The following is a 25,899-nucleotide window of genomic DNA, read 5'->3' as shown; positions in this document are numbered from 1 at the left end:
CGATGGCCGACGCACAGGAACAGAAGGCGGGCGGCACGGCCGCCGAAGCCGAGGCCCTGGATCTGGGAGAGTTCTCGGCGCTGCTGGAAAAGGATTTCCGGATCAAGGAAACCGAGGCCGACAAGCTCAAGGCGCTGGTCTCGAACCTTGCCCTTGCCGCGACCGAGAAGGCGGGCACCGCCACGATCTCGGGCAATGCGGTCAAGTCGATCAAGTCGCTGATCGCGGGCATCGACAGCCTGCTGACCGCACAGATGAACGAGGTGATGCACTGCCCCGAGCTGCGCCAGATCGAGGGCACGTGGCGGGGCCTGCATTACCTGGTGAACAACACCGAGACCGACCAGAAGCTCAAGATCCGCGTCCTGAACATCAAGAAGGACGAACTGGCCGACGTGCTGGAGGATTACGAAGGCCAGATGTGGGACCAGTCCCCGGTCTTCAAGAAACTCTATACCGAGGAATACTCGATGTTCGGCGGCGAACCCTTCGGGGCGATCATCGGCGCCTACGAGTTCTCGCACAAGCCGAAGGACGTGGCGCTGTTGCGCAACCTCTCGGGCATTGCCGCCTCGGCGCACGCGCCCTTCATCGCGGCGGCGGCGCCGCAACTGTTCCGGATGGAAAGCTGGCAGGAACTGCCGAACCCGCAGGATCTGTCGCAGATCGTCTCTTCACCCGATTACGCAAGCTGGCAGAGCCTGCGGGAGTCCGAGGACGCCCGCTATATCGGCCTGACCATGCCGCGAGTTCTGGCCCGCCTGCCCTATGGCGCCGAGACCGTGCCGGTAAAGGGCTTTGCCTTCGAAGAGCAGATCAACGGCGACCACGAGAACTACGTCTGGATGAACGCCGCCTTCGCGATGGGGGTAAACATCAACCGCAGCCACAAGATGTATGGCTGGGGGTCGCAGATCCGCGGCGTGGAATCAGGTGGCACGGTCATCAACCTGCCGGTCCACACCTTCCCCACCGACGACGGCTCGGTGGCGATGAAATGCCCCACCGAGATCGCCATCGACGACCGGCGCGAGGCGGAACTGGCCAAGCTGGGCCTGATGCCGATCCTGCACCGCAAGAATACCGACGTGGCGGCCTTCATCGGCGCGCACACCCTGCAGGACGACGAGGCCCGGGCGGGACGGCTGGTGGATCCCGCCGCCCAGGCGAACGAGCGGCTGTCGGCCAACCTGCCCTACCTGCTGCCGGTCTGCCGCTTTGCCCATTACCTCAAGGCGATCGCGCGCGACAAGGTGGGCACGTTCAAGGAACGCTCGGACATGCAGGTGTGGCTGTCCGAATGGATCAACCGCTACGTTCTTGCCAACCCGGCCATGGCGGACGACGCCGCCAAGGCCAAGCGGCCTCTGGCCATGGCCGAGGTCCAGGTGGACAGCGTCGAGGGGCGTCCGGGCTATTACACCGCCCGGTTCTACCTGCGCCCCCACTATCAGCTCGAGGGCATCAACGCGAGTTTGCGCCTCGTCTCCGAGCTGCCCTCTGTCAAGAGCTGAGTTCTGAAACCCGGGGAGAGAGACGATGACACTGAATGCCTACATGAAAGTGCCGGACATCGCCGGCGAGTCGAAAAGCGCCGAGCATGAGGACGAGATCGACCTTTACGATGTCAACTGGCTGATGGAGCAGGAATCCCACGCTCAGGTCGGGTCGGGACGAACCCGCGGGCGGGCACAGATCAACCCGATCTATGTCAGCAAATGGTACGATGCCTCGTCGCCCTACCTTGCGCTGGCCTGCATGCAGGGCAAGTCCTTCGACGAGATCGTCATCATGTTCCGCAAGGATTCGGGCGACGCGCATCTCGATTACCTGCAGATCACCCTGTCCAACACCACCATCTCGAAATACGAGATCGTCGGCGAATACGAGGCCACCAAGGCGATCAGCGAGGTGATCGGGCTCGCCGCCGAGAAGATCAAGGTCAAGTACATCATCCAGGCCGAGGATCATTCGGCGGGCGACGAGCACGAGATCGAATACGACATCGCCGCGGGCCGGTGACGCGGCTGAAGGGCACCGATGATGGCTGACCCGGGCCCCAGCGCCAGAAGCGAGCTCGTGCAGCCCTCCCTCTGGGACCGGCTGCGCGACGACCTGCCGGGGCTTGTCGCCGAGACCGACGCGCTGGCCGCCGGTCTGGCCCAGGCACTTGGGGCGGACCGGGTGCAGGCGCTGGCCTCTGGCGGGGCGCGCGCGATCGAGCGTGAACCCGGGCTGGACGCGCCCAGCCGCAAGCAACTGATGCAACTGGCCGACGGCCTTGCCCGGCGCCGGCGGCTGGAGGAACGGGGCATCGTGGTGACCGCGGATGTCCTGCGCGAGGCGGTGCGCCGCGATATCGAGGCGCTGTTCAACATCGAGCGGCTGGAGGCCCGCTTCCTGCTGACCGAGCGCGAGCAGGCACACCAGGACAGCCCCGGCGACCTGCTGGCGGATTTCCCCGAGATCCGCGCCTCGGTCGTCAATTTCGGCGTTCCCGCCTTTGCCGGGCATACCGGCAGCGATTTCGACAACGAGGCGCTGGCGCGCGAGTTGCGGACGCTGTTGCAGGTGTTCGAACCGAGGCTCAGGCGCGACAGCGTCAGGGTGCAGGTGCGCACCGGGCAGAAGACAGGGCTGCGTGTCGATATCGACGGGGTGCTGATGGTCGCGCCCGTGCCGGAACGGCTGCGGCTGTCCACGACGATCGACCTCGACAACGGGCAGGCCCTCACGACGGTCGAGGTGCTGTGATGGACCGGGCGTTTCTCACCTATTACGAAGAGGAACTGACCCATATCCGCGGGCTGGCGGCCGAGTTTGCGGCGCTCCATCCCACCGTCGCGCGCAACCTCGCGCTCGATTCCGTCCCCTGCCCCGATCCTTATGTCGAACGGCTGCTCGAAGGCGTGGCCTTCCTCGCCGCGCGGACCCGGCTGAAGGTCGATGCCGAGGCCAGCCGCCATGTGCGTAACCTGCTGGACGCGCTGTATCCCGACCTCGCCGCGCCAGCGCCCGCGATGGGCATGGCGGTGCTGCGCCCCGGCCCCCAGGTCGACGGCATGGCGGGCGGCCACCTGGTCAGGCGCGGCACGCGGCTGGTGGCCGGGCTGCGCGAGGGGCTGTCGACGCGGGCGACCTATGCCACCGCGCAGGACGTGATGCTGTGGCCCGTGCGGATCGCGGCGGCGGGCTATCTGCAGGACGTGGGCGCGCTGAGGGCGGCGGGGCTGTCGGGCACGGCGGCCCGGGGCGCCGAGGCAGGAGTGCGGCTGGTGCTGGAGCCTTCGGGGCCGACCCCGCTGGCCGCGCTTGCCCTCGACCGGCTCGACCTCTTCCTTGGCGGGCGTGGCAATGGCGGGGTGCTGTTCGACGCGATCTTCGGCTGGGGCCGCAGGGTGCTGGCCCGCCCCGCAGGCGGCGCCTTCCGAGAGATCGTCGCGCCGGGGATGGTCGGTATTCCCGATGCCGAGGCGATCTTGCCGCGCGTCCGCCCCGCCTTCGAGGGGTACCGGCTGGTCCGCGAGTATTTCCTGATGCCCGAGCGGTTCCATTTCGCCCGGCTCGACGGGCTGAGCCCGGCGCTACGCGAAACCGGCGGCGCGGTCGAGATCGTGATCCTGCTGGATGCCGCGCGGCCCGAGCTTTCGGGGATCGGCCCCGAGGATTTCCGGCTGTTCGCCGCCCCGCTGGTCAACCTGTTCGAGAAGGAATGCAACATCGTCGAGATCGACCCGCGGCGCGCGGCCCATGTCGTCCATGCCGACCGCACCCGGCCGCGGGATTTCGAGATCTACCGCATCCTGCGCGTCGAGGATGCCGACCGCGAGGGGCCGGGCGCGCGGATCATGCCGCTTTACGCGGTCGAGCAGAACCGCGGCGCCACGGGCCAGGTCTATGCCACCGAACGCCGCCGCCGCCGCCCCGGCGAGGACGAGATCCGCCGCGGGCAGACCCGCACCAGCTATCCCGGCGACGACCTGTTCCTTTCGCTTTCGCACCCGCCGGGGACGGATCCTGCAACACTGGCGCGCCGCCTCGACATCCGCGCGCTTGTCACCAATCGCGACCTGCCGATCCTTGATGACAGCCCCACGCTGACGCTGGAAACCGGCGATCCGGTGGCAGGGGTCACGCTGCTGGGGGCGATCCGCCGCCCGCGCCCCTCGCTGGCGGCCAGCCTGCCCCAGGGCACCGGCGGCACCCGCGATCTGGACGCGCTGACCTGGCGCTGGATCGCGCAACTGTCACTTGACCACCTGTCGCTGGCCGAACAGGGCGCCGATGCGGAACCGCTGCGCGCCATGCTCGACCTCTATGCCGACCGGGGCGATCCCGCGCTGGCCCGCCATGCCCGCTCGATCCGGCGGGTGACGTCCGCCCCGGTGATGGAACGGCTGGAACTGCCCGGGCCCACCTGCTTCGGCCATGGCACCGAGATCGTGCTGGAGGTGGACGAAACCCTGCTGTCGGGCGCGTCCTCGCTGCTGCTCGGCGCGCTTCTGAACCGACTGTTCGGCCGCTATGCTGCGGTCAATTCCTTCGTGCGCACCCGCACGCGGCTGAGCCAACGCCAGGAGGAGGTGACATGGCCGATGACGCCCGGCCACCGCGCCCCGATCTGACCGGGGGGCTGCCCGCGGGACTGGACCCGGCCGAGACCGGGTTCTTTCAGCTGTTGCGTCTTCTGGAAACCGACGCGCAACGGTTCGGCCAGGCGGGCGGACCCGAGCACGAGCCGGTGCGGCTGGGCCAGAACCTGCGCCTGGGTTTCGCCACGCGCGATGTCGAGCGGATGACCGGGGACGGGCCGCCCCGGGTCGACGTGAACGTGCTGGGCCTGCTGGGCCCCGAAGGGCCGATGCCCTTGCACCTGACGCGCTGGGTGATGGCGCGGCTGTCGAACCGCTGGTTCGCGGGCGACCATGCGGGGGCAAGCTCGGACACCGCGTTCCTCGATTTCTGCAACGTCCTGCAACACCGGATGATCGCGCTTTACTGGCGCGCCTGGGCCGAGACCCGCCCCGAGGTGCAGATCGCCCATGGCACCGGCGGGCGGACCGGGGCGCTGATGCGCTGTCTCGCGGGGCTCGGCCTGCCGGGCGTGACGGCGGACGGGCCGACCGGCGACCGGATGGCGCTGCGGCACGGCACATCGCTCGCGGGCCAGGTGCGCGGGGTCGAGCGGCTGACGCGGTTCCTGTCGGACGTGATCGGGGCGCCGGTCGGGCTGCGCGAATTCGTGGGGGTCTGGACGGACATTCCCGCGCGGCTTCAGACCCGGCTTGGCCTTGCCCATGCGGGGCTTGGCACCGGAGCCGTGGTCGGCGCGCGCAGCTTTTCGCGCCATGCCCGCGTCGAGATCGTGGTCGGCCCCGTGGACCGCGCCCGCTATGAGGCGATCATGGCCGACGGTGCGGCGCAGGACGCGCTGCGGCGCGCGACGCTCTTCGCGCTGGGCCACGGGATCGACGCGGATCTGCGGCTGGTGCTGGCCGCCGACGAGGTGCCAGCGGCGCAACTGGGCGCCGCCCGGCTGGGCCGGACCGCGTGGCTGGGCCCCCGGGCGCGGGGTGACGCGGACGATCTGCGCCTGCCCCGGATCACCGCCCCGCGCAGGAGGGAGGCCGCATGACCCTGACCCTCGTCCTCGAACACGCCCCCACCCCGCAGGCCGAGACGCGCCGCCGCCTGGAGGCGGGCGAACTCAGCATCGGCCGCGATGCCACCGCCGACTGGCAGATCGACGATCCCGACCGTTTCGTTTCGCGCCAGCACTGCATGATCCATGGCGAGGGCGGCCGCTTCACCGCGACCGACACCTCGTCGGGCGGGCTGTTCGTCGATGGCGCCGACCGTCCCCTGGGGGCGGGCAACAGCGTCACGCTGGAGGACGGGATGCGACTGAGGCTGGGGGATTACGTGGTGCGGGTGGACCTGGGCGCGCAGTCCCGGCCCGAGCCCGGCCCGCCCCGCGCAAAGGGCGCGTTCGAATTCGACTTCGGCGAGGCACCGCCCTACGAGCCCCCGCCCGAACGGCCCGCCGACCTGCCCCCCCGGTTCCGCGGCGCGATGCGATCGGGCGATTTCACCGAGCCCGCGCCCGAGGAAAAGGGGCCGGGCTTCCGGTTCGACGACCCGTTCACGCTGGACCCTGCCGCACCGCGCCGGAGCGCGCCCACGGCAGAGCCCCCCGCCCCGGCCGGCGGCTATTTCGACACACGGCCCGAACCCGCCCGGCCAGAACCCGCCCACCGCACGGAACCGCACGCCACCGAAGGCTTGGACTGGGGCATCGGCGCGCGGGACACGCAACCCGACCATTCGGCAGCGCCCGCCGCGCCGCCCCCGGTTTCCGACGACGCGCTGCGCGCGGCCTTCTTCCGCGGACTCGGGATCGCGCCGCCCCCCGGCTGCACGGATCCGGAGGCCGAGATGGAGGCGCTGGGCGCCCGGTTTCGCGCGCTGACCGAGGGGCTGATGCAGCTTCTGCGCGCGCGGTCCCAGGAAAAGCAGAACGTGCGTGTGGCCCAGACGGTGATCGGCGCGGCCGACGTCAACCCGTTGAAATTCCTCGCCACTCCGCGCGAGGGCGTCGAGGCGCTGGTGACCGGGCGCGGCCAGGGCTACCTGCGGCCCGACGCCGCCATCGCCGCATCCTACCGCGACCTTGCCGATCACCAGATGCGCACCTGGATCGCGGTGCAGGCCGCGCTGCGCCAGATGATCGACCGCTTTGACCCGGCCCGGATCGAGAAGGAACTGGAGGACGAGGGGCTCTTGCAGACCTTGCTTGCGGGCGGGCGCGGGGCCAAGCTCTGGCAGCTTTACCAGGACCATTATGCCGAGATCGCGAAGGCCGCCGAGGACCGCTTTCTCGGCGAGGTCGGCGCGGATTTCCGCGAAGCCTACGAGCAAGGAAAGGGGAGATGAGACCATGACCCAGATCGACAGACGTGTCATGCTGGCGGGCACCGGCGCGGTGCTGCTGCTGGCGGGCTGCAACCCGGGACCGGGGGCGCTGACGGTCAGCGCCCAGGGCGCGGCGGGGATGAACCCGGGGCCGGACGGGGCCGACCGGCCGCTGACGCTGACGATCCTGCAACTGCGGGGGTCGGCGGCCTTTGACGGCGCGGATTTCTACGCGTTGCAGAACCCGCAAGGCGCGCTGGGCGGCGATCTGGTCAAGGCCGACCAGATCGTGCTGACCCCGGGCGCATCGGCGTCCAAGGTGATCGGGCTGGAAACCGGGACGGCGGTGATCGGCGTCGTGGCGGGCTATCGCGACCCGGGCGGCAAGGTGTTCCGCGCCAAGACCGGGGCGCCCGCCAAGGGCAATGCCGGGATCATCGTCAAGGTGGGGCCGGGCGGCATCAGCCTGACATCGGCCTGAGGAACGGAACGGGGCATGGGCGAGAGAAACAGGGTCGTCTGGTCGGAGGGGCTGTTCCTTCGGACCCAGCATTTCCAGCAGCAGGACCGCTGGGTCGAGGCGCTGGTGCGCGGCGCGATGGGCGCCGCGCCGCACCAGAACTGGGGGTTCCGGCGGTTGGTGCTCGACCAGGCGGCGCTGGACGCGGGCCGCGTCGCGATCGAGGCGGCCGACGGGATCCTGCCCGACGGCACGCCGTTTTCCCTGCCCGGCACGATGCCCGCGCCCGAACCGGTTCCGGTGGCCGCCGACACGCCGGCCGGGCTGGTGCGCATCGCCGTGCCGCTGGAAACCAGCGGCACGGCCACAATCGAGCCCCACCATGCCGACCCCGCGGGCGCGCGCTATCGCGGCGCGCTCGTGCAGATCCGCGACACCGTCCTCAAAGGGGCCGAGCCCGAGGAGATCGAGGTCGCCCATCTGCAACCCCGCCTTCTGCTGCCCGGGCAGGAAGAGGCGGGGTTCACCACCCTGCCCGTCTGCCGGATCGACGGGCTGAAGGCCGATGGCGCGGTGGCGGTGGTGGACGGCCACCTGCCGCCGTCGCTGGTGACCGCCGCCGCGCCCTGGTATGCGCGCTTTGCCCAGGAGGTCGCGACAGGGCTGGAACGCATTTCCGAGGCCCATGGCAAGGTGCTGATGGCCGGCAGCGGCGCCTCGGTCGAGAACCTGCTGATCCTGGAACTGGCCAACACCGCGCGCCCCCGGATCGCGCACATGCTGGCGCAGGATCTGTTCCACCCATCCGAAGTCTACCTGGAACTCGCCGGTCTGGCGGGGCGGATGGCGACCTTCGGCTCGAACTCGCGCTCGCTGAGTGCCCTGCCGCCCTATGACCACATGGACCCCCAGCCCGCGTTCGAGGCGCTGGCGGATACATTGCGGTCGCTGATGCTGTCGCTTCGGCATGTCGAAACCCGCTCGCGCCCGCTCGAGGTGCGCAAACATTCCAAGAATGTCTGGACGGTGCGGCTGGGCAGCCCGGATCTTGTGACCAATTCCCGGATCGTGGTGCGCGTCGGCTCGCAGATGTCCGACGAGAAGCTCAGGCAGATCTTCGTCAACCAGGCGACGGTGGGCGCGGCCGACGAGTTCGACACCCTCTGGAAATCGCGGCTGCCGGGCATTCCGCTGAAGCCGCTTCATTCCCAGCCGCGCGAAATCCCCTATGACGGCGACCGGCTGTGCCTGGAACTGGACCGGAATTCCGAGCACTGGGCGCAACTGACCGATGCCGCGGGCTTCGTGATCGGGGTGTCGGGCGACCTGGCAAGCGAACCGGAAATCGACTGCTACGCGGTCAGCAGGTGAGGCGATGACACGGGACGATCCCTTCGGACTGGGCGACGACGCGGGCCGCACCCGCATCCGCCCCGCGCGCCAGCAACGCAACGGCGCAACGCAGGCCGCCCGCCCCGGCACCCCGGGCGAGCCCGCCCCCCGCGTGCGGCAGGCCCGCGCCTCCGGCAACCCGCTGGTGAATGCCTTTGCCGCGCTGCTGGGCCTTGCGCCGGAACTGGAACGTGCGCTGGCGCCCGAGAACCCGGAAACCCTGCGCGCCCGCCTTCTGGACAACCTGATCTATGCCCGCGACGCGGCGGTGGGCGACGGCGTGCCGCTGACCCGCGCCGACCAGGGGGCGTGGTTCGTGGCGGCGCTGCTGGATGACATCGCGCTGAACACCCCCTGGGGCGGTCATTCCGACTGGCCGCGCGAACCGCTGGTGGTCTCGCTGTCGGGCGATGTCGACGCAGGCACCAAGTTCTTCGACCGGGCCGAGGATCTGCTGCGCTATTCCGAGCGCGACCCCGACATGCTGGAACTGGCCTATCTTTGCCTTGGCCTCGGGTTTCGCGGCAAGCACCGCGTCACCGGCACCGCGGGCGAAGGGGCGCTGGCGCAGATGCGGGGCGCGATGGCGCGCGCGCTGCGCCGGCCCGACGCCGAGGACCGGGCCCTGTCGCCGCACTGGCAGGGGGTGGCCGCCACCGACGAGGCGCCGCGCTTCCGCGTGCCGCTGTGGTCGATCGCGCTGGTGACGCTGGCGGCGATCACGGTGATCTATGCCGGGCTTTCCATGCGGCTGTCCACGCGGGGCGAGCAGTTGTTCACGCTGGCAAGCGTCCTGCCACCGGCCGAGCGCGCGGGCATCTTCCGCCCCGTGCGCGAGACCGAGGCGCCACCCGAGCCCCCGCCGCTGATCGCCGAACCCGTGGTGATCGAGCTTTTGCCGCTTTTCGCCGAGGCCGCGCCGCCCGGCACCGTCGCGGCATTGACGGGGCGCGAGGACGTCTCGCTGGCCGTGCTGGCCGTGCAATCCTCGAACCCGGAGCTGTTCCGCTCGGCCAAGGCCGACATCAACGATGTCTACGCACCGCTCATCGCGTCGGTGGCAAAGGTGATCGCCGACAATCTCGAGGTCATCGGCGGCGTCCGCGTCGTGGGCCATACCGACAGCGTGCCGGTCCAGCGCGCGAATCCCTTCGCCTCGAACCAGGGCCTGTCCGAAGCCCGCGCACGCACCATCGCGGATCTGCTGATCGCGCTGGGGGTGCCGGCCGGGATCGTCGCCTCCGAAGGCCGTGCCGCAACCCAGCCCATCGGCGACAACACCACCACCGAGGGCCGGGCCCGGAACCGGCGGGTGGAAATCTACATCGAGAAGAAGGTCTGAGGCATGGGCATGCTCAAGGCGATCCTCGGCTTCCTGATCTCGCGGCTGTTCTGGACCCTGCTGGGCCTGGCGCTGCTGTGCGCGCTGATCTGGCTGTTCGGCCCGCTGATCCGGGTGGGCGAGGCCGCGCCGCTGGCCGGGCAATTGACCCGGATCGTCGTGATCGGGCTGATCGTCATTGCCTGGCTTGTCTCGCAACTGATCCGGCAGATGCGCGCGGCCCGCGCCAACCGCGTCTTCGTCACCGAACTGGCCCAGCCGAAAGAGGCCCCTCCGCCTGCGCCGGGCGAGGAGAACCTTGCCGAGGTCAGCGAGAAATTCCAGGGCGTGCTGACCCAGATGAAGCGGTCCAAGCTGGGCGGTCGCAAGTTCCTGCGCGACATGCCGTGGTATGTCATCATCGGCCCGCCGGGCACCGGCAAGACCACCGCCCTGCGCCAGTCGGGCCTGCATTTCCCCATCGACCTTGGCGACGATCTGCGCGGCATGGGCGGCACGCGCAATTGCGACTGGTTCTTCACCGAGGACGCGGTGCTGATCGACACGGCTGGCCGCTATACCGAACAGGCCAGCGACCCCGAGACCGATGCCGCCGAGTGGCGCGGGTTTCTCGACCTGCTGAAACGCCACCGCGGGCGCCGCGCGCTGAACGGCGTCGTCGTCGCGATCTCGATCCTGGAACTGACCGGCGACGAGGCCGGGCTGCGCGTCCATGGCCGCGAGATCCGCAAGCGCCTGGCCGAGCTTTACGAACGGCTGCAGATGCGGCTGCCGGTCTATCTGATGATCACCAAGGCCGACCTCGTGCCGGGCTTCGAGGCGTTCTTCGCCGATCTGTCGACCCGCGGGCGCGAACAGGTCTGGGGCGCGACGCTGGGCACCGAGGCGCGCGTCGACGGGGTGACGGTCGCGCGCGAGATGACCGCGCTGGCGGCGGAACTGGAGGAACGCGTCGTTCCGCGCATGGCCGAGGACCGGCCGCTGGCCGCACGCGGCGAGGTATTCCGCTTTCCCGCGCAGGTCGAGGCGCTGACCGGACCGATGAAGGTGCTGATCGACACCGTCTTCGGCGAAAGCCGTTACGAGGACAGCGCGTGGCTGCGCGGCTTCTACTTCACGTCGGCGACGCAAGAGGGCAGCCCCGTGGACCTGCTGGTGGGTGGGCTTGCCGCCCGCTTCGGCCTGCCCGCCGCCCGGCCCGAGCCCCGCGCCCATCGCGAGACGCGGTCGTATTTCCTGCACGACCTGCTCGCCCGGCTGATCTTCCCCGAGGCGGGGCTTGGCACCTTCGATCCCCGGGCCGAGGAACGCCGCGCCTGGATCTTCCGTGGCACGCTGGCAGGGGCCGGGTTCATCACGGTGCTGGCGGCAACGCTGTTCCTGTTCTCCTACCTGCGCTATTCGGGCGGGATCGCCGATCAGGAACGCCAACTGACGCTGCTGCAATCCCGGCTGGCGAATGTGGCCGCCCGGCAGGCCCCGACCGACCCTCTGGACCTCGACCTTGCGCTCGACGCCGTGGCCGAGGTGGCGGACGCCGAAACGCGGGTGGGCCGCGGCGTGCTGACCGCGCTTGGCCCGACCGCGACGGCCGAACTCGACCGGGCGCAGCGGATGGCCTATGAACACGCGCTGCGCAACATCCTGGAACCGCGGATGGTCGCGCTGCTCGAAGCGACGATGTGGAAGAAGGTGCGCGACCCGGACTACATGCTGGGCGCGCTCAAGGTCTACCAGATGATGACCGGGCTTGCGCCCTACAACGCCGACTTCGCCGCGCTCTGGTGGCGCGAGGCGCTGCCCGAAGAGGCGCCAGCCGATCCCTTCCCGACCGCCGAGGCACTGTCCTACCAGCTTGACGCCATCGCCCGGATGTCCTCCGAAGAGGACCGGATCGACCCCGACCCGGCGCTGGTGAACGCCGCGCTTGACAGCGTCTGCACCATACCGCTGGCCACCCGCGCCTATCGCGCGCTGCTGGATGCGCCCGAGGTGGCCGCCCTGCCGGACTGGATCCCCGCCGAATACGCCGGCCCCAACGGCGCGCGGGTCTTTACCCGGCTGTCGGAACGGACGCTGCGGGTGGGGCTGCCCGGCGCCTTCACCTTCCAGGGCTTTCACGAGACGGTACTGCCACTGGTGCCCGAGGCCGCGGCGCAGGCCGCACTGGACCGCGCGGTCTTCGCGGGCGGCTGCCCGGAAAGCGCCGAGGCCTCGGTCGGCACGCTGGAGGCCGACATCCTCAAGCTCTACTACGAGGACTACATCGCCGCCTGGGACGGGTTCCTGCGCGACGTGCGGCTTTCGCCGATCACCGATCTTGCGGTGGCGCGGGCGAACCTCAAGGATCTGTCCAGCGCCGACAGCGCGCTGAAGCGGCTGTTGCGCGCGGTGGTGGCCGAGACCCATCTGGACCGCACCGAGAATGGCGCCGGCGGCGTGCCCGCGGGCGCGGCCCGCGTCGCGCAAAAGACGCTGGGCAAGGTCGGGCGGCTCGCGGGCAAGGCCGTCAAGGCCGTGTCCGAGGTGACCGGCCCCGCCGCGCCGCCCCCCGGTACCCCCGTCGCCGACCATTTTGCCCCGATCCGCGGCACGATCGAGGAAATCGAGGGCCAGCCGCCGACGCTGGACCCGGCCGTGGCCGCGCTGACCGCGCTTTCGAACGAGTTGCAGACCGTCGCCGCCAGCCCCGACCCCGAGGCCGCGCTGCTGGCCCGCGGCGGCCTGCCGCAACTGACCGGCGCCATCGCCAACGAGGCCGCGATCCTGCCCGACCCGGTGGACGACTGGATCGCCGGGATCGCGGGCGACGCGATCAGTGTCACCCGCGACGCGGTCCTTGCCCAGCTCAACGCGCGCTGGCGGGCGGATGTGCTGCCCTTCTGCCGGTCGGCCATCGCCGGGCGCTATCCGTTCGACACCGCCAGCCGGATCGACGTCAACATCGCCGATTTCGCCCGGCTGTTCGGGCCGGGGGGGCTGATCGACGGCTTTACCAACACCCATCTTGCCGCCTATATCGACACCACCGTGCGGCCCTGGCGCTGGCGGGCCGATTTCGGGCTGACCGATGACCGGCTGGTGCCCTTCGAAAAGGCCCGCGCGATCCGCGACGGGCTGTTCCCGGGCGGCGCGGGCCCGGTGATCGCCTTCACGCTGGAGCCGAAGGATCTGTCCTCGAACGCCTCGCGCGTCACGCTGAACGTGGACGGGCAGGTGCTGGCCTATTTCAACGCGGCCGCTCGGCCGATGCCGATGACCTGGCCGGGGCCGGACGGCACCAACCTGGTGTCGTTGTCCTTCACGCCGGTGGATGGCTCGCCCGAGATCATCACCTCGGAGATCGGCGCCTGGGCCTTCCTGCGGCTGCTGCGCAAGAACAGCATGCAGCCGACCGAGCTGCCCGAGCTGTTCCGCCTGTCGCTGTCGCGCGGCGGTTTTTCGGCGCGGTTCGACCTGCGTGCGGGCAGCGTCGACAATCCCTTTGACCTTGGGTTGTTCGGCGGCTTCTCCTGCCCGGACGGCTTCTAGGCGCGGGCGGGGCACGCGCCATGCCCGACCCCGGCTCCGCGCTGTTCGGCAAGGTGCCCGCCCTGGGCGATTTCGTCGCGCGCGGGTTGCCGTCCGGACTGCGCGCGCCGCTCGACCGCTGGCTGACCGCCCACCTCGCGCAGCGTGCCCAGGCGCCCGAGACATGGCCCGACGGCGGCCTGCGGGCCACGCTGATCCTGAACGGGACGAGTCTGAGCGCACTGATCCTGCCCTCGGCCGACCGCACGGGGAGGGCCTTTCCGCTGGCCTGCTGTCACCTGCCCGGGCTGGGGCGCGCGGCGGCCGATGCATGGTGCGACGCCGCCCTGCCCGCGGCATGCGGCGCCGCGAACGGCACGCTGGCCGCTGACGCGCTGATCGCCGCACTCGCCGCCCTGCCCGCCCCGGCGCCCGGCCCCGCCGAACCCGGCCTTTGGGCCAGGGACCGGCCCAGCCCGGCGGACGAGCCCACCGAGACCGCGCTGGCCCGGTTGTTCGGCCCGGTCAGTTCTGGTTGATCTTGCTGCCCTTGATCGTCACATCGCCGGTCGCCTTGACGGTGATCTTGCCCGAACCCTTGGTGGTGATGTCCTTGCCCTCGATGCTGATCGTGCCGTCCTTCTTCATCGAGATCGCCGCCTTGCCGACCTTGAGCACGATCGAGTCCCCCGCCTCCAGAACAAGGTTCTTGCCGACCTTCACCGCCATGTTCTGAGCCACGTCGGTGGTGGAACTCTTGCCCACCTTCAGCGCCCGCGCGCCACCCACGTCGATGGACTGGTCCGTCCCCACCCGGGTCGTGTCGGTCTTGGCGATCTGGGTCGAGCGGGCGGCCCCCACCGCCCAATTGTCCGCCGCGCCCACCTGGTGCGACTGGTCGGCGCCCACGCTGACCGACCGGCTGGCACCGACCGTCTGGCTCTGGTCCGAGCCGACCGTCCGGGTTTCGCTGGCCCCCACGCTGTCGTCGCGCGAGGCGCCGACGCTGACCGACTGGTTCGACCCGACCGACTGGCTGTGATTGACCCCGATCGTCTCGGACGAGTTCGACCCGACCGCGATCTTTTCGTCCACCCCCACCGTCAGGCTGCGGTTCGACCCCACGATCTCGTCGTCGTTGACGCCGATCTTGACGGCGCGGTTGTTGCCCACGGTCGTGGACTTGTCGTTGCCCACCGATTCCGTGCGGTCATGGCCCACGCTTTGCGTCGCATCATGGCCCACATCCTCGACCCAGTCGTTACCGATGGTCCGCGTCTCGTTGTTCTTGACCAGTTCGTTGTGATCCTTCTCGGCCTGAAACCAGACCTCTTCGGACCCCTTCTTGTCCTCGAAACGCAACTCGTTCCAGCCGCCACCGCCGGGCGAGGACATCGACTTCCAGCCCGACTGGGTCTCGTTGCCAGGCAAGCCGTAGGGCGGCATCTGCCCGGCATTGTAGACCCGGCCCGTGATCAGCGGGCGATCCGGATCGCCCTCCAGGAAGTCGACGATCACCTCCTGGCCGATGCGCGGGATCTGGATGAAGCCCCAGCCCGCGCCCGCCCAGGCGGTACTGACCCGCACGAAACAGGATGAATTCTCGTCGCGCCCGCCCAGCCGATCCCAATGGAACTGCACCTTCACCCGAGAATACTTGTCGGTGAAGATCTCGGCCCCCGCGGGCCCCACGACCGTCGCGGTCTGCGGCCCCTTCATCACCGGCCACCTTGTGCGCCGCTCGGGGCGGAAGGGCAGCGCGGTCGGCGCCAGCACAAGCTTCGCCTCATAGCCCTGCGGCAGGCGGTCGGCGCCCGGGCCGCTGCGATACTGTTCCTCGCGCAGCGTGTAGCTGGCCCGCAGGATCATGTATTCCGCGTTCTCGGCCTCGCGCGGGAACCCCGTCAGGCGGAATTTCGCCCCGGACAGCAGCGCGGGCGCGGTGGTCACCGCCTCGGCCCGGCGGGCGGGGGCCTGCACCTCTTCCAGCCGGATGCGGCTGCGCGCATCCCCCGCGGACACCTGAACATAGCCGCCCGGGTAGTGATACCGCTCGCCATCGTCCATCTCGTGGCCGCGCGGGTCGTCGGCCCGGGTGGCCAGATCGGCAGAGGGCTTTTCGAAATCGTAGTCGGTCTGGACATATTTCCCCGTCACCACCGTGGTGCAGGGTTGCCAGCGGGTGATGTAGTCGCCATCGCGAAAGGTCACGAAGGCATCGGGCTCGAACACAACCTCGTCCAGATCACCCGCCGCGACCAGCCGGGCGGGGGCATCGGTCAGGATCAACCGGTGCCCTTCGATGTCGTGCTCGAAGAAGTAGAAGATGCCCTCGTCCTCCAGCAGGCGCTGGACGAAATCGAGATCGCTCTCGCCATATTGCACGCAATATTCCCGCGGCGCATAGCTGCCCTGAAGGCGCTTTTCATAGGCTGCGGACGGGTAGGCCCCGAACACCTCCTCGACGATGTCGATGGTGCTCATGTTCTGGAAGATGCGGTTGTCGGTACGATTGCCCAGAAACCACAGCCAGGGCCGAAGCACGACCTCGTAGAACGCGAAACCGTCCTTCAGCCGGTCCATCCGGAACTCGGCGGCCAGACCGTGAAACCAGCGCGGGTCTTCGCCCAGCCCGCCGACCCGCGCGCCGATCGGCTGGCCCAGAAGGTCGGCGGGATCGACCTCCAGGTCAGGGCTGACCAGGCCCACGCGGTAGAGGAACGGGGCCGAGATCTCGTCCTGCCCCTCGAGATAGGCAAAGCGCAGCACGTCCTCGTCCAGCGGCGTCCGAACGGCGAAATGGCGATCCTCGAACATGATGCCTGTCCCCCTCTGGCGGCCCGTCGCGGCCAGTATAGCGCGGCCGCGGCCCGCTGCGCGGGTTTTCCACGCCGCAGGCGTCAGAGGGTCGTCGGGCAGGCCAGGCCCTGCAACAGCGGGCGCGCCGACAGCGGGTTCAGCGCCGCCTCGAAGCTGATCTCGACAAAGATGCGGCCCGTTGCGGTACGGAAATCGACGAGGAAGCGCCGCCCCTCGTCGCGGCGGCGCACCCGCACGCCGTCGAGCAGTTGCAAGAGACCCCAGGGCCCGGGCTCGGCCAGCGTCAAGGCGCCCGCCTCGCCGCGAAAGCTGACCTCGGCGCCCTGTTGCGGCACCGGCCCGGGCCAGGCCAGCCGTTCGGCCGCCGCCGCGGCGGACAGCGGCACGCCCTGCCCGCCGACCGCCATCACCGCCTGTCCCCGCTCGGCCAGCGTCGCCAGCGTCATCGCCGCGCCGAACCCGCCGTCGGCCCCGAAGAAACCGCCCGCCGCGGTCAGTGCGCGTTCGAAGAACGCCGCGCTGTCCGGCGAAAGCCCGGCAAGCCGCGCCTCGGGCTTCCATCGCCAGGGCCGCGCCGAGGTGTCGAGATAGGGCGCCAGCGTGCCAGCATAGAATCCCTGCAACGCCCCGCCCGGCCCGAACAGTTCCGCGAAATCGGCCGTGTCGGCCGGGGCGCCCTCGGCAAAGGGATAACGCCCCTCGACCGTCCGCTTGCACAGCGGCAGCACCGCGGCCTGCCAGCGCCGCGTCACCGGGTTGGTCAGGATGTCGGCATGCGCAGCCGAGGTCTGCGCCAGCACATCCTCGACGATCTGCACCACCACCAGCGGCGCGGTCTTCAGCGCCTCGACCGAGGCGGCGCGGTCCTGCACGCTCATCAGCCGCTCGGCCGCGGCCTCGTCGCCCTCGCCCATCGCCCCCAGCGCGACGTTGAGCGATGCGAACAGCGCCGCGATCTCGGCCATCTTGCCGGCCTCGACATACTGGATGGTCGGCCCGAACACGGTGGCCAGCCGCAACTGCCGGTCATGGCCGCGGCGCCGGTCGGCGCCCCCCGCCTGCGCCCAGACCTCGCGCAAGAGCCGCGTCAGCGGCGAGTTGGGCGCGGCCAGCAGCCCCGAGATCCGCACCGAGGCGTCGCGGTCGCCGAAGGGCCGCACGCGCAGGTCGGCAAGATAGTCCCGCCAATGGGCCAGTGTCTCGTCATGCAGGACGTCCATCACCTTGTCGGGGGCGTCGTTCACCTGGGGCGGGACGGTCCCCAGCAGGTCGGGCGCCACCGCCCGCGCGGTCTGCACCGCAAGACCCGCGCCATAATCTCGCGCCCAGTCCCAGCCCGCGGCGGTGAACACGCCCGGCAGCGGCGCATCCATCGCCCGGCCCGAGCGGCGCAGCACCACATCCGCCAGCCCCGGCACGGCGCGGTCGCCGCGCCAGGGGGCAAGCGCCGCGGCCCCTTCGGACCGGCGAAGCTCCAGCCAGGCGCGCTCGGGCTCACCCGCCTCGCGGGCAAAGCCGCGGGCCTGGGCCAGAAGCTCGGCATCCTGCGCGGGCAAGGTGCCAGGCGGGCCCGGCAGGGCGGCGACATGCGGCACCAGCGCGGCCAGCGCCGGATCGTCCGCCCCCAGCGCGCCGATCCAGCCCGCCAGATAGGCCGTGCTCCACGCCGCCTCGCCCGTCAGGATCGACCACGCCCGGAGCGTGTCGTACAGCGCAAGGCCATCGCCCTCGGTCGCCAGCACCTCGGCCACGGCGGCCGCCATCGCGCCGGGCAGATGATGCGCAACGGCACCTGCATATTCCGCCCGCGCCCGGCCTGCCGCGTCGAACGGGCCGACCGCCAGCCGACCGCCAAGCGGCGCCGCCGCTGTGGCGGCCTCGACCCGGCCGACCGCAGCCGCCAGCCGGTCCAGCCGCGCCCCCAGATCGGTGCCGATCGCGGGCCGGTCGAGGCCGATCACCAGCGCCTCTTCGGCGAACTGCGCCCCAAGCCGTGCCTGGAACCGCCATTCCAGAGCCACCGCATAGGCGGCAAGCGCCAGCACCAGCGCCACCGCCCCCCCGCCCGCCCACAAGGGCCAGGCCGACCGCCGGCGCCGCCGTCCGCCACGCCGCTCGGCCTCGGCCCGGTCCAGCAGGTCGCCCAGGAACCGCGCCAGATCGGCATAATCCGGCCCCTCGGCCAGTGCCGTCTCGCGAAACCCCCGCACCCGGTCGGCCGAAATGTCCCGGCCGTCGAACAGGGACCGCGCCGCCAGCGCCGACCAGCGCCGCACCGACAGCCCCGGCAGGCTGCGCGCCTTCTGGTCGATCAGCATGGCCAGCGCATAGCGCGCGGGCCGCACCGCTTCTGCCCGCACGCCCTCGGCCTGCGCCGCCGCCTCGAACCGGTCGAGCCGCGCGCGCGCCTCGGCCAGCAGATCGGCCTCGCGCCCCGCGCGCACCGCCATGCCGTCGAGAAACCCCAGCACCGGCGCGGCCAGCCGCGGGAACCGCCCCGGATCGTCCGGCCCGCGGGGACCACCCCCGGGCAACACCGTCCGCGCCTGACCGCGCCACCCTGCCATCAGCCGCCCAGTTGCCCTTCGTCCATCCAGCGCTTCAGCGTCTCGACCCCCACCTCGAAATGCATCGAATCCTCGCGGCCATAGGTGGCGCCCCAGTACCAGCCCTCGTCGTTGAAATATTCCGCAAGGATCAGCAGGCCGAACTGCGTGCCGCCATCGGCAAAGGCGTCCAGCATCCCCTCGAGCGTCAGGTCGATCGCGGTGCCCCAGCTGTGGTTCGAGATCGACGTGCTGGACCCGCGGATGTTGCGCGCGCACAGCGCCCCGGCGGTGCCCAGCTTGGCATGGATGTCCGGGTCGCTTCTTTCCAGCCGGGCAAGGATGCGTTCAAGCGAGTCGAGCGCGGGCCGGATCATCGTGACCTTGATCGGCCCGATCTGGCGGGTTTCCAGCAGCGACTTGATCCGCGGATTGGTGACCGCCTGGCAGGCCTGGGAATAGCTGTCGCGCGGGTTGCCCAGCAGATCCAGCATCGCCCGGTTGTTGGGCTGGGTGATCCCGGTGTTGAAGCGCGCCCGTGCCAGCCGCATCACCTCGGTCAGTTCCTCGGTCTCGGGCGGCACGTCGTCATGCGAGGGAGCAGGAGCGCCCGGATCGAAGGCGGGCGCCTCGGGGCCGGGCATGGGGGCGCGGCCCGCCATCAGCGACATCTCGTCCCGAAGCCGCGCCAGATCGGCCCGCGCCTCGCGCAGCTCGCTTGCATGGCGGGCGATCCCGGCCTCAGCCACGGCCAATCGTTCCTCGGCGCGGGACAGCCGCAGCGCGGTCGCGGGATCGGCGCTTTGCAAAAGCGCGCCCACCACCGCAAAGCTGACCGCCGCCGTCACAAGGCCGATGGCGATGATGATCGGCCCGATCAGCGCCCCTTCCCGCAACGGATCAACCCTCCACCAGATCGACGACAATCACCGACACGTTGTCGGGCGCACCCGCGTCCAGCGCCGCCGCGACCAGCGCGCGGCAGGCCTCGGCGGGCGACGCGGCGCGGCGCAACAGCCCCGCGATCTCCTGCTGCGACAGGCAGCGCGGCAGCCCGTCGCTGCACAACAGCAGCCGGTCGCCCGGCACCACCGGCACCGAAAGGCTTTCGGCCTCGAACCCCGGCCCCATGCCGACCGCGCGGGTCACAACGTGGGATTCGGGATGCGTCTCGGCTTCGTGCGGCCCAAGCGCGCCCTGGTCGACCAGATCCTGCACGACGGTATGATCGCGGGTCAGCAGGCGCAGATGCCCGGCCCGCAGCAGATAGGCACGGCTGTCGCCGGCCCAGACCAGATGCGCGACCGCGTTGCGGATCATCGCGGCGACAACGGTGGCTCCCATCTGGCCGCGCCCGGCCGCGCCCGCGCGCGCGGCGACGTCGGTATTCGCCTGCGCCAGCCGCCCGATCAGCCCCGCCACCGGCGCCGCATCGTCCGGCAGGCCCGCCAGCGCGTCGATCACCATGTCCGAGGCGACATCGCCCGCCTGATGGCCGCCCATCCCGTCGGCCACCGCCCAAAGCTCTCCGTCGGGATCGGTCAGGATCGCGTCCTCGTTGCGCTCTCGCACCCGGCCGCGATGGGTCAGCCCGTCCCCAACCGGCCGGGGCATGTCCAGCCCCGGCACCGGCACACGGGTCGCCGGCCCCGTCATCGTGCCGCCCGGCCCGGGGCAAGGCGCGGTCCGCGCCGCAGTGTCCCGTCAGCCATGCCGGTCCCCGTTCTGGTCGCGAATTGAACAGGGCGGCAGGATACCGTAGAATGAAATACAACTGAAAGAAATTCTCGGGGGGTAACGATGCACAGGATGCTTGGACTGGCCCTCGGCCTCACCATGGGGCTGACGGCACTTCCCGCCGCGGCGCAGGATCTCAGCGACGGCGAGTTGCTGCAGCTCTTCGAGACCCAGCGCGACGCCTTCCGCAAGGCCGAGGAAAGCGGCATGGGCCGCACCCGCGGCCTGACGCTGATCACCGTCGAGGACGCCCGGGGTCCCACCGAGGCCGCCGCCGCCGGGGCGCCCGCCAACGCACCGCCCGAGGGCGGCGAAGGCGTGACGGTCGGGGCTGCCAGCGGTCTGCAGCCGCTTGCCCCGGCATCGGCGCCAACCCCGGTCGTCTTCGGCCAGCTCGCACCCGAGCTTCAGGTCAATGTCCGGGTCGAATTCGCCTTCGACTCGGCCGCGCTCTCGCCCGACCAGAAGCCGCGGCTGGAACAACTCTGCCGGGTGATGAAGGCCAGCGACATCGCCCGCTTCCGCGTCGTCGGCCATACCGACGCCTCGGGCAGCGACGCCTATAACGAGCGGCTGTCGATCCTGCGCGCCGAAGAGGTGCAACGCTATTTCGTCACCGAATGCGGAATCGACCCCGCCCGGCTCGAAGCGATCGGCATGGGAGAACGCTTCCTCTACAATGCCGAGGATCCGCGCGCGGGCGAAAACCGCCGGGTGGAATTCCAGGCCCTGAGCTGACCCCACCCCGCGCGGTTCCCCTCCACCAGTGACAAGCACCGCCATCGCCCGCGGCATAGGGCAGCCCCCCCCTGCGCCCGCCCCTCCTTCTTCTTGGCCGAAATACTCCGGGGGTCCGGGGGCAGAGCCCCCGGCCAGGCGCCCTGGCAGCCGCCAGGGCGCCCCCCTTCCGCCGCTATTCCGCCAATCCATACGCCGCGCGCAGGCCGCGCTGCGTCCCCGGCCCGAACTCCCCGTCGATGGCACCGCCGTAGAATTCATGCTCGCTGAGCAGCGCCTGCAATGCCCGGCGCGTCTCGGGCTTGAACATGGTCGGCCGTTCGCTGAGGATGTCCAGCACGTCCTCGCTGCCCGAACGCAGCGCGCCGAAAAGATAGCCCGCCGCCTCCTGCGGCCCCTTGCCCGCCACCAGCCCGTCATCGATCAGCGCGGCGTAGTTGAACATCGCCTGGGGATGGCGCTGGGCTGCGGCGCGCTCGAAATAGGCCAGCGCGCGCCCGGGGTCGCGCGGCAGCCCGAGCCCGCCCTGGTAGTGCATGAAGGCAAGATCGTTCAGCGCATCCGCGAATTCCTGGTCCGCCGCCTGCCGGTACAGCGCCAGCGCGCGGGCCTCGTCCTGCGCCACCCCCAGCCCGGCCTCGTACAGCTTGGCCAGTTCGAACTGCGCCTCGGGCGACCCCGCCTCGGCCGCCCGGCTCAGCAGGCGCGCCGCCGCGGCCGGATCGAACCTGTCCGCGTCCGGGTTCAGCCGCATGTAGGCCAGCCCGAGGATCGAGCGGGTATCCCCCTCTTCGGCCAGCGCGGCGAGTTGCAGCTCCTGGTCGGGGCGCAGGCTTGCCCAGGCGATGCGGCGGTCCTCGTCACGCACCCGTTCGTCAGCCTCTCCGGGACCGGCAAGGTAAAAGGGCTCGCCCGACAGCGACCCGTAGGTATGCGGCTCCTGCCGGTTGGCCGTCCGCTCCAGCACCAGGTCGCGGACCTGCCGGAACATCAGCGAGATTTCCAGCCCCGGCTGCGCCATCCGGTCGATCAGCGCCAGCGCGAAGGGGCTGTTCTCGTCCTCTCCGTCCAGCGCAACCTGTCCGTCACGCGCCGCAAAGGCGACCAGCGTACCCCGCTCGGGCGCGGGCGGCGCAAGCCCCGCCTGCCCGCCGCCGATCGGCGCGCTGAGGTCGATCAGGTCCCCGAACGGGTTGTCGCGGCAGGAATCGAGGATCACGATCCGCATCTTCCGCGCCCGGTCGACCGCGCGCAGCAGGTCGTCGAGCGACACGGCCTGCGCCTGGATATCGCGGTTCGAGCGCACCGCCGCGTCGGCCGGGATCAGGAAGTTCTCGCCCTGCACCTCGACCCCGTGACCCGCGAAATAGACAAGCGCCAGGTCCGCGGTTTCGGCCTCGAAGGCGAAATCGTCCAGCGTGGCGCGCAGGTCGGCGCCTGCGGGGTCGAGCATCGTGGTCACCTCGAAGCCGATCTGCCGCAACATCCGCGCCAGCGCCGCCGCGTCGTTCACGGTGTTGCGCAGCGGCGCGATGGTCGCGTAATCGGCCACCCCGATGACCAGCGCGACCCGCTCTGCCGCGTGGGCGGCAGGAGACAAGACGGCGATCAGACAAGCGAGAAGGAAATTTCGCATCAGGGCCCCCGGCCAACCATGGTCACCCCATGCTATCCGAAACCGGCTCGGGACTGAACCGGAGCGAAGACCGGGCGAACAATCGGATTGTGTTAAGATCACGGCCGGTTACGATCTGTCCAGCGGAGTGGCCGGGTCGGTCCGGCGGAACCTGGACGGTCAGAGTCCGGCCAGACTCTGCGCCGGCGGTCCTGTGTCCGCCCCCGCGCGCCCGAAGCCGAGGAGATTGAATGGCCCTATCGTCCCTTGCCGCCGCGCTTTTGCTGGGTCTGGCAATCAGCCTTGTCCCCCCATTCTCCGCCCTCGCCCAGTCGACCGGGCAAGGCCAGCGACAAGGGCCCACGGACAACAACGGATCGGCCCTGGTGACGCCAGACTTCTATCCGGTACCGGAGTCCGGCCCGCGTGGTGTGGTCAGCCGGACCGTGACGGACCTCATCGTGCGTGACCTGTCCGAGGCACGCGCGATCTGCGCCAGCATGCCCCGGAAGGAATACGTGATCGACTGCCTGTCCGAGGAGTTCGCGCGGATTGCCGCCAAGATGCCGCACGGCGACTACGCTCCCGCGAAACAGATCATCGCGAACACCGCGCGCGCGCTTGGTGCACTGGCAGCGGAGAACCGCGCCCCCGGCCTTCCGCGCATCCGGCTGCGGCGGCCATCGGGCGATACCACCGTGCCGCTCGCGCCGGTGCGCAGCGATGCCGTGGACGGACTGAACCGGGAGGCCGCCCTGATCCTGCGTGAGGCCGAGACACAGTTGCTGCGCTCGGCCGAATCGTCCGAGCGGCGCATGGTGCATTATCGCAGGATTGCGGCGGCGGCGGGCTCGTCCAAGGTGCTGCTGCGCTCCCTGTGAGACCGGGAAACGGGCAGGCGACAAGAGGAGAAAACGGATGCACGGCACGGTAGTCCAAAAAGCCCTCGCCACGGTGGCGCTGACGGCACTGGTGCTTGCGCCCCAGCCCGGGCCGGTGCTGGCGGCCGCACCGCTGCCCCAGATGCCGGCGGTCGGCATCCCCGGGGTGACCCGGACGACCGCGACCGCGGCGACGACCGACCGGATCGTCCGCCAGATCGAGGCGGCGCGCGATTTCTGCGGGCGGATCGCCCAGCGGGAATACACGATCGACTGCCTTGCCGCGGCGCTCGACCGGGTGGCGCGCGACATGCCCGGCGGGGACTATGATGCCGCCGGCAGGATCATCGGCCGCACCGCGCGCGACCTGCGCCGCCTGGCCGAGGCAAATGCCGACCCCGCCTTGCCGCGGGGCCGGGTGCGGGTGGGCGACACCCTCTCGCCGCGCGCGCTGACGCCGGTCCGCCGCGACGCGCTCGGCCCGCTTGGCGACCGCGCGGCCGCGCTGCTGCAAGAGGCCGAGACCGAGCTTTTGCGCGCGGTCGAGGGATCGGCACGGCGGATGATCCACTACCAGCGGATCGCCGCGGCGGTGGGGTCGGCCAAGGTGCTGATGCGCTCGATCTGAGGCCCTGGGCTGCCTGGACAAACTGTCGCAAGCTCTTTTTATTTCAGGCACTTGGCAGAAAATCCTTCGCCCTCAGATCGTTACATGACGCACAAAGATGAATCCGGGACACGGATTTTTGATCTGCCTTGATCCAGGTCAAGGCCGTGGCTTGGACTTATTCTAATTTAGCCAAGACGCGTGAATTTTGAAGAAAGCGGTGAAAGCCATGACACGTCTTCTCGCAACTGCACTCCTGACGACAGCGATGGCCGTTCCGGCCGCGGCATCGGAACTTCGGGACATGGCACTCGACTATTTCGAGCCCCTGCCCTCGACCATCCCGCAAATGGCGGACAATCGCGTCACCCCCGAAAAGATCGACCTCGGGAAGGCGTTGTTCTTCGACCCGCGCCTCTCGGCCTCGGGCGTGTTCTCCTGCTATTCCTGCCACAACCTGACCACCGGCGGCGACGACAACATGGAAACCTCGGTCGGCCATGGCTGGCAGAAGGGGCCGCGCAACTCGCCCACCGTGTTCAACGCGGTCCTCAACATCGCCCAGTTCTGGGACGGCCGCGCCGAAGACCTCAAGGCGCAGGCCAAGGGGCCGGTGCAGGCGGGTGTCGAGATGGCGAACACGCCCGACAACGTCGTGGCGACGCTGAACTCGATGCAGGCCTACAAGGACTGGTTCGCGGACGCCTTCCCGGGCGAGGCCGAGCCGGTGAGCTTTGACAACATGGCCCGCGCGATCGAGGCGTTCGAGGCCACGCTGATCACCCCCGCGCCCTTCGACGCGTTCCTGAACGGCGACGACATGGCGCTGACCGACGTGCAGAAAGAGGGTCTGCAGCTCTTCGTCGACAAGGGGTGCGCGACCTGCCACAACGGCGTGAACCTCGGCGGCAACGGCTATTACCCGTTCGGGCTGGTCGAGAAGCCCGGCGCCGACATCCTCCCCGAGGGCGACAAGGGACGGTTCACCGTGACCGAGACAGCGATGGACGAATACGTCTTCCGCGCCGCGCCGCTGCGCAACATCGCAGTCACCGCGCCCTATTTCCACTCGGGCAAGGTCTGGGATCTGAAGGTCGCGGTGCAGGTGATGGGCGTCGCGCAATTGGGTGAAGAGGTCAGCGACGAAGAGGCCGTCAAGATCGTGGCCTTCCTCGAAAGCCTGACCGGCGAAGTGCCAGAGGTCACGCTGCCCACCCTGCCGGCGGAAACGGCAAACACGCCGCGCCCGACCGCAGAGGTGGTCCCGAACTGAGCCCTTCGGCGGGTCAAACCGGGGCCGGCCGCCTTGGCCGGCCCCGCTTCGTTTCGCGGTGGGCTT

The 25,899-nt window shown here is 70.2% G+C and carries 20 protein-coding genes; 15 read left to right on the top strand and 5 right to left on the bottom strand.

The window, feature by feature from the left end:
• Window positions 1-2: 2 nt before the first annotated feature.
• Genes tssC through tagF form a run of 11 tightly spaced genes read left to right on the top strand, consistent with a single transcriptional unit; the run spans window position 3 to window position 14,155 of the window.
• On the top strand, window positions 3-1,514 hold the full coding sequence (gene tssC / locus EV655_RS12175; RefSeq protein WP_132545222.1) for a type VI secretion system contractile sheath large subunit: 1,512 nt from the start codon (window positions 3-5) through the stop codon (window positions 1,512-1,514).
• A gap of 25 nt (window positions 1,515-1,539) precedes the next feature.
• Complete coding sequence (locus EV655_RS12170) at window positions 1,540-2,022, top strand: Hcp family type VI secretion system effector (RefSeq protein ID WP_132545220.1); 483 nt, start codon at window positions 1,540-1,542, stop codon at window positions 2,020-2,022.
• A 57-nt stretch (window positions 2,023-2,079) separates the two neighbouring features.
• A complete protein-coding gene (gene tssE / locus EV655_RS12165; RefSeq protein WP_243645069.1) occupies window positions 2,080-2,754 on the top strand; it encodes a type VI secretion system baseplate subunit TssE in 675 nt (224 codons plus the stop codon).
• Window positions 2,754-4,625 (top strand): type VI secretion system baseplate subunit TssF, encoded by a 1,872-nt coding sequence (gene tssF / locus EV655_RS12160; RefSeq protein WP_132545216.1) that lies wholly within the window; start codon window positions 2,754-2,756, stop codon window positions 4,623-4,625. The genes tssE and tssF overlap by 1 nt, the downstream gene beginning before the upstream one ends.
• A complete protein-coding gene (gene tssG, locus EV655_RS12155; RefSeq protein ID WP_132545214.1) occupies window positions 4,589-5,635 on the top strand; it encodes a type VI secretion system baseplate subunit TssG in 1,047 nt (348 codons plus the stop codon). Before tssF ends, tssG begins: the two co-directional genes overlap by 37 nt.
• Window positions 5,632-6,933, top strand: a complete 1,302-nt coding sequence (gene tagH, locus EV655_RS12150; RefSeq protein ID WP_132545212.1) for a type VI secretion system-associated FHA domain protein TagH — start codon at window positions 5,632-5,634, stop codon at window positions 6,931-6,933. The genes tssG and tagH overlap by 4 nt, the downstream gene beginning before the upstream one ends.
• Window positions 6,934-6,937: 4 nt before the next feature.
• A complete protein-coding gene (tssJ, locus tag EV655_RS12145; RefSeq protein WP_132545210.1) occupies window positions 6,938-7,393 on the top strand; it encodes a type VI secretion system lipoprotein TssJ in 456 nt (151 codons plus the stop codon).
• Window positions 7,394-7,408: 15 nt separating this feature from the next.
• On the top strand, window positions 7,409-8,743 hold the full coding sequence (tssK, locus tag EV655_RS12140; RefSeq protein WP_132545208.1) for a type VI secretion system baseplate subunit TssK: 1,335 nt from the start codon (window positions 7,409-7,411) through the stop codon (window positions 8,741-8,743).
• A gap of 4 nt (window positions 8,744-8,747) precedes the next feature.
• Window positions 8,748-10,106, top strand: coding sequence for a type IVB secretion system protein IcmH/DotU (gene icmH, locus EV655_RS12135; RefSeq protein WP_132545206.1), 1,359 nt, complete (start codon window positions 8,748-8,750; stop codon window positions 10,104-10,106).
• A 3-nt stretch (window positions 10,107-10,109) separates the two neighbouring features.
• Window positions 10,110-13,637, top strand: a complete 3,528-nt coding sequence (tssM, locus tag EV655_RS12130) for a type VI secretion system membrane subunit TssM (protein WP_132545204.1) — start codon at window positions 10,110-10,112, stop codon at window positions 13,635-13,637.
• Between the two features lie 20 nt (window positions 13,638-13,657).
• Window positions 13,658-14,155 (top strand): type VI secretion system-associated protein TagF, encoded by a 498-nt coding sequence (gene tagF, locus EV655_RS12125; protein ID WP_132545202.1) that lies wholly within the window; start codon window positions 13,658-13,660, stop codon window positions 14,153-14,155.
• Here the strand turns inward: tagF and EV655_RS12120 are convergent.
• The 4 genes from EV655_RS12120 to EV655_RS12105 all read right to left on the bottom strand — a co-directional run bounded on the left by EV655_RS12120 (window position 14,142) and on the right by EV655_RS12105 (window position 20,638).
• Complete coding sequence (locus tag EV655_RS12120) at window positions 14,142-16,433, bottom strand: type VI secretion system Vgr family protein (protein WP_132545200.1); 2,292 nt, start codon at window positions 16,431-16,433, stop codon at window positions 14,142-14,144. The two genes, tagF and EV655_RS12120, sit on opposite strands and share 14 nt — an antisense overlap.
• 83 nt (window positions 16,434-16,516) lie before the next feature.
• Window positions 16,517-19,003, bottom strand: coding sequence for an ImcF-related family protein (locus tag EV655_RS12115; protein WP_132545198.1), 2,487 nt, complete (start codon window positions 19,001-19,003; stop codon window positions 16,517-16,519).
• Window positions 19,003-19,878 (bottom strand): M15 family metallopeptidase, encoded by an 876-nt coding sequence (locus EV655_RS12110; protein WP_132545196.1) that lies wholly within the window; start codon window positions 19,876-19,878, stop codon window positions 19,003-19,005. Before EV655_RS12110 ends, EV655_RS12115 begins: the two co-directional genes overlap by 1 nt.
• A gap of 4 nt (window positions 19,879-19,882) precedes the next feature.
• Window positions 19,883-20,638: a PP2C family protein-serine/threonine phosphatase gene (locus EV655_RS12105; RefSeq protein WP_132545194.1), complete on the bottom strand. Its 756-nt coding sequence runs from the start codon at window positions 20,636-20,638 to the stop codon at window positions 19,883-19,885.
• Window positions 20,639-20,791: 153 nt separating this feature from the next.
• Between EV655_RS12105 and EV655_RS12100 the strand changes: the two genes are divergently transcribed.
• Window positions 20,792-21,457, top strand: coding sequence for an OmpA family protein (locus EV655_RS12100; protein WP_243645068.1), 666 nt, complete (start codon window positions 20,792-20,794; stop codon window positions 21,455-21,457).
• Window positions 21,458-21,632: 175 nt separating this feature from the next.
• Here EV655_RS12100 and EV655_RS12095 read toward each other — a convergent pair whose 3' ends face one another.
• Window positions 21,633-23,093 carry a caspase family protein gene (locus EV655_RS12095; RefSeq protein WP_132545190.1) on the bottom strand — a complete coding sequence of 487 codons (1,461 nt, stop codon included), beginning with the start codon at window positions 23,091-23,093 and terminating at the stop codon, window positions 21,633-21,635.
• Window positions 23,094-23,323: 230 nt separating this feature from the next.
• Here EV655_RS12095 and EV655_RS12090 point away from each other — a divergent pair, with 230 nt between their 5' ends.
• The 3 genes from EV655_RS12090 (at window position 23,324) to EV655_RS12080 (ending at window position 25,833) form a co-directional block, all read left to right on the top strand.
• The gene (locus tag EV655_RS12090) at window positions 23,324-23,953 is read left to right on the top strand and encodes a hypothetical protein (RefSeq protein ID WP_132545188.1); all 630 of its coding nucleotides are present in this window, start codon (window positions 23,324-23,326) and stop codon (window positions 23,951-23,953) included.
• A 37-nt stretch (window positions 23,954-23,990) separates the two neighbouring features.
• Complete coding sequence (locus EV655_RS12085; RefSeq protein WP_132545186.1) at window positions 23,991-24,581, top strand: hypothetical protein; 591 nt, start codon at window positions 23,991-23,993, stop codon at window positions 24,579-24,581.
• Window positions 24,582-24,789: 208 nt separating this feature from the next.
• Window positions 24,790-25,833 (top strand): cytochrome-c peroxidase, encoded by a 1,044-nt coding sequence (locus EV655_RS12080; RefSeq protein ID WP_132545184.1) that lies wholly within the window; start codon window positions 24,790-24,792, stop codon window positions 25,831-25,833.
• The last annotated feature ends 66 nt before the right edge of the window (window positions 25,834-25,899 follow it).

Source organism: Rhodovulum euryhalinum (assembly GCF_004342445.1).
GTDB classification, from domain to species: Bacteria; Pseudomonadota; Alphaproteobacteria; order Rhodobacterales; family Rhodobacteraceae; genus Rhodovulum; species Rhodovulum euryhalinum.
The sequence above is the reverse complement of the archived record's forward strand: the minus strand, read 5'-3'. Positions and strand labels throughout refer to the sequence as shown.

Excerpts from the sequence above, each read along its gene's own strand:
- tssC (WP_132545222.1), top strand. The coding sequence starts at position 3 with ATGGCCGACGCACAGGAACAGAAGGCGGGCGGCACGGCCGCCGAAGCC.
- EV655_RS12170 (WP_132545220.1), top strand. The coding sequence starts at position 1,540 with ATGACACTGAATGCCTACATGAAAGTGCCGGACATCGCCGGCGAGTCG.
- tssF (WP_132545216.1), top strand. The coding sequence starts at position 2,754 with ATGGACCGGGCGTTTCTCACCTATTACGAAGAGGAACTGACCCATATC.
- tssG (WP_132545214.1), top strand. The coding sequence starts at position 4,589 with ATGGCCGATGACGCCCGGCCACCGCGCCCCGATCTGACCGGGGGGCTG.
- tagH (WP_132545212.1), top strand. The coding sequence starts at position 5,632 with ATGACCCTGACCCTCGTCCTCGAACACGCCCCCACCCCGCAGGCCGAG.
- tssJ (WP_132545210.1), top strand. The coding sequence starts at position 6,938 with ATGACCCAGATCGACAGACGTGTCATGCTGGCGGGCACCGGCGCGGTG.
- tssK (WP_132545208.1), top strand. The coding sequence starts at position 7,409 with ATGGGCGAGAGAAACAGGGTCGTCTGGTCGGAGGGGCTGTTCCTTCGG.
- icmH (WP_132545206.1), top strand. The coding sequence starts at position 8,748 with ATGACACGGGACGATCCCTTCGGACTGGGCGACGACGCGGGCCGCACC.
- tssM (WP_132545204.1), top strand. The coding sequence starts at position 10,110 with ATGGGCATGCTCAAGGCGATCCTCGGCTTCCTGATCTCGCGGCTGTTC.
- tagF (WP_132545202.1), top strand. The coding sequence starts at position 13,658 with ATGCCCGACCCCGGCTCCGCGCTGTTCGGCAAGGTGCCCGCCCTGGGC.
- EV655_RS12120 (WP_132545200.1), bottom strand. The coding sequence starts at position 16,433 with ATGTTCGAGGATCGCCATTTCGCCGTTCGGACGCCGCTGGACGAGGAC.
- EV655_RS12115 (WP_132545198.1), bottom strand. The coding sequence starts at position 19,003 with ATGGCAGGGTGGCGCGGTCAGGCGCGGACGGTGTTGCCCGGGGGTGGT.
- EV655_RS12105 (WP_132545194.1), bottom strand. The coding sequence starts at position 20,638 with ATGACGGGGCCGGCGACCCGTGTGCCGGTGCCGGGGCTGGACATGCCC.
- EV655_RS12100 (WP_243645068.1), top strand. The coding sequence starts at position 20,792 with ATGCTTGGACTGGCCCTCGGCCTCACCATGGGGCTGACGGCACTTCCC.
- EV655_RS12095 (WP_132545190.1), bottom strand. The coding sequence starts at position 23,093 with ATGCGAAATTTCCTTCTCGCTTGTCTGATCGCCGTCTTGTCTCCTGCC.
- EV655_RS12090 (WP_132545188.1), top strand. The coding sequence starts at position 23,324 with ATGGCCCTATCGTCCCTTGCCGCCGCGCTTTTGCTGGGTCTGGCAATC.
- EV655_RS12085 (WP_132545186.1), top strand. The coding sequence starts at position 23,991 with ATGCACGGCACGGTAGTCCAAAAAGCCCTCGCCACGGTGGCGCTGACG.
- EV655_RS12080 (WP_132545184.1), top strand. The coding sequence starts at position 24,790 with ATGACACGTCTTCTCGCAACTGCACTCCTGACGACAGCGATGGCCGTT.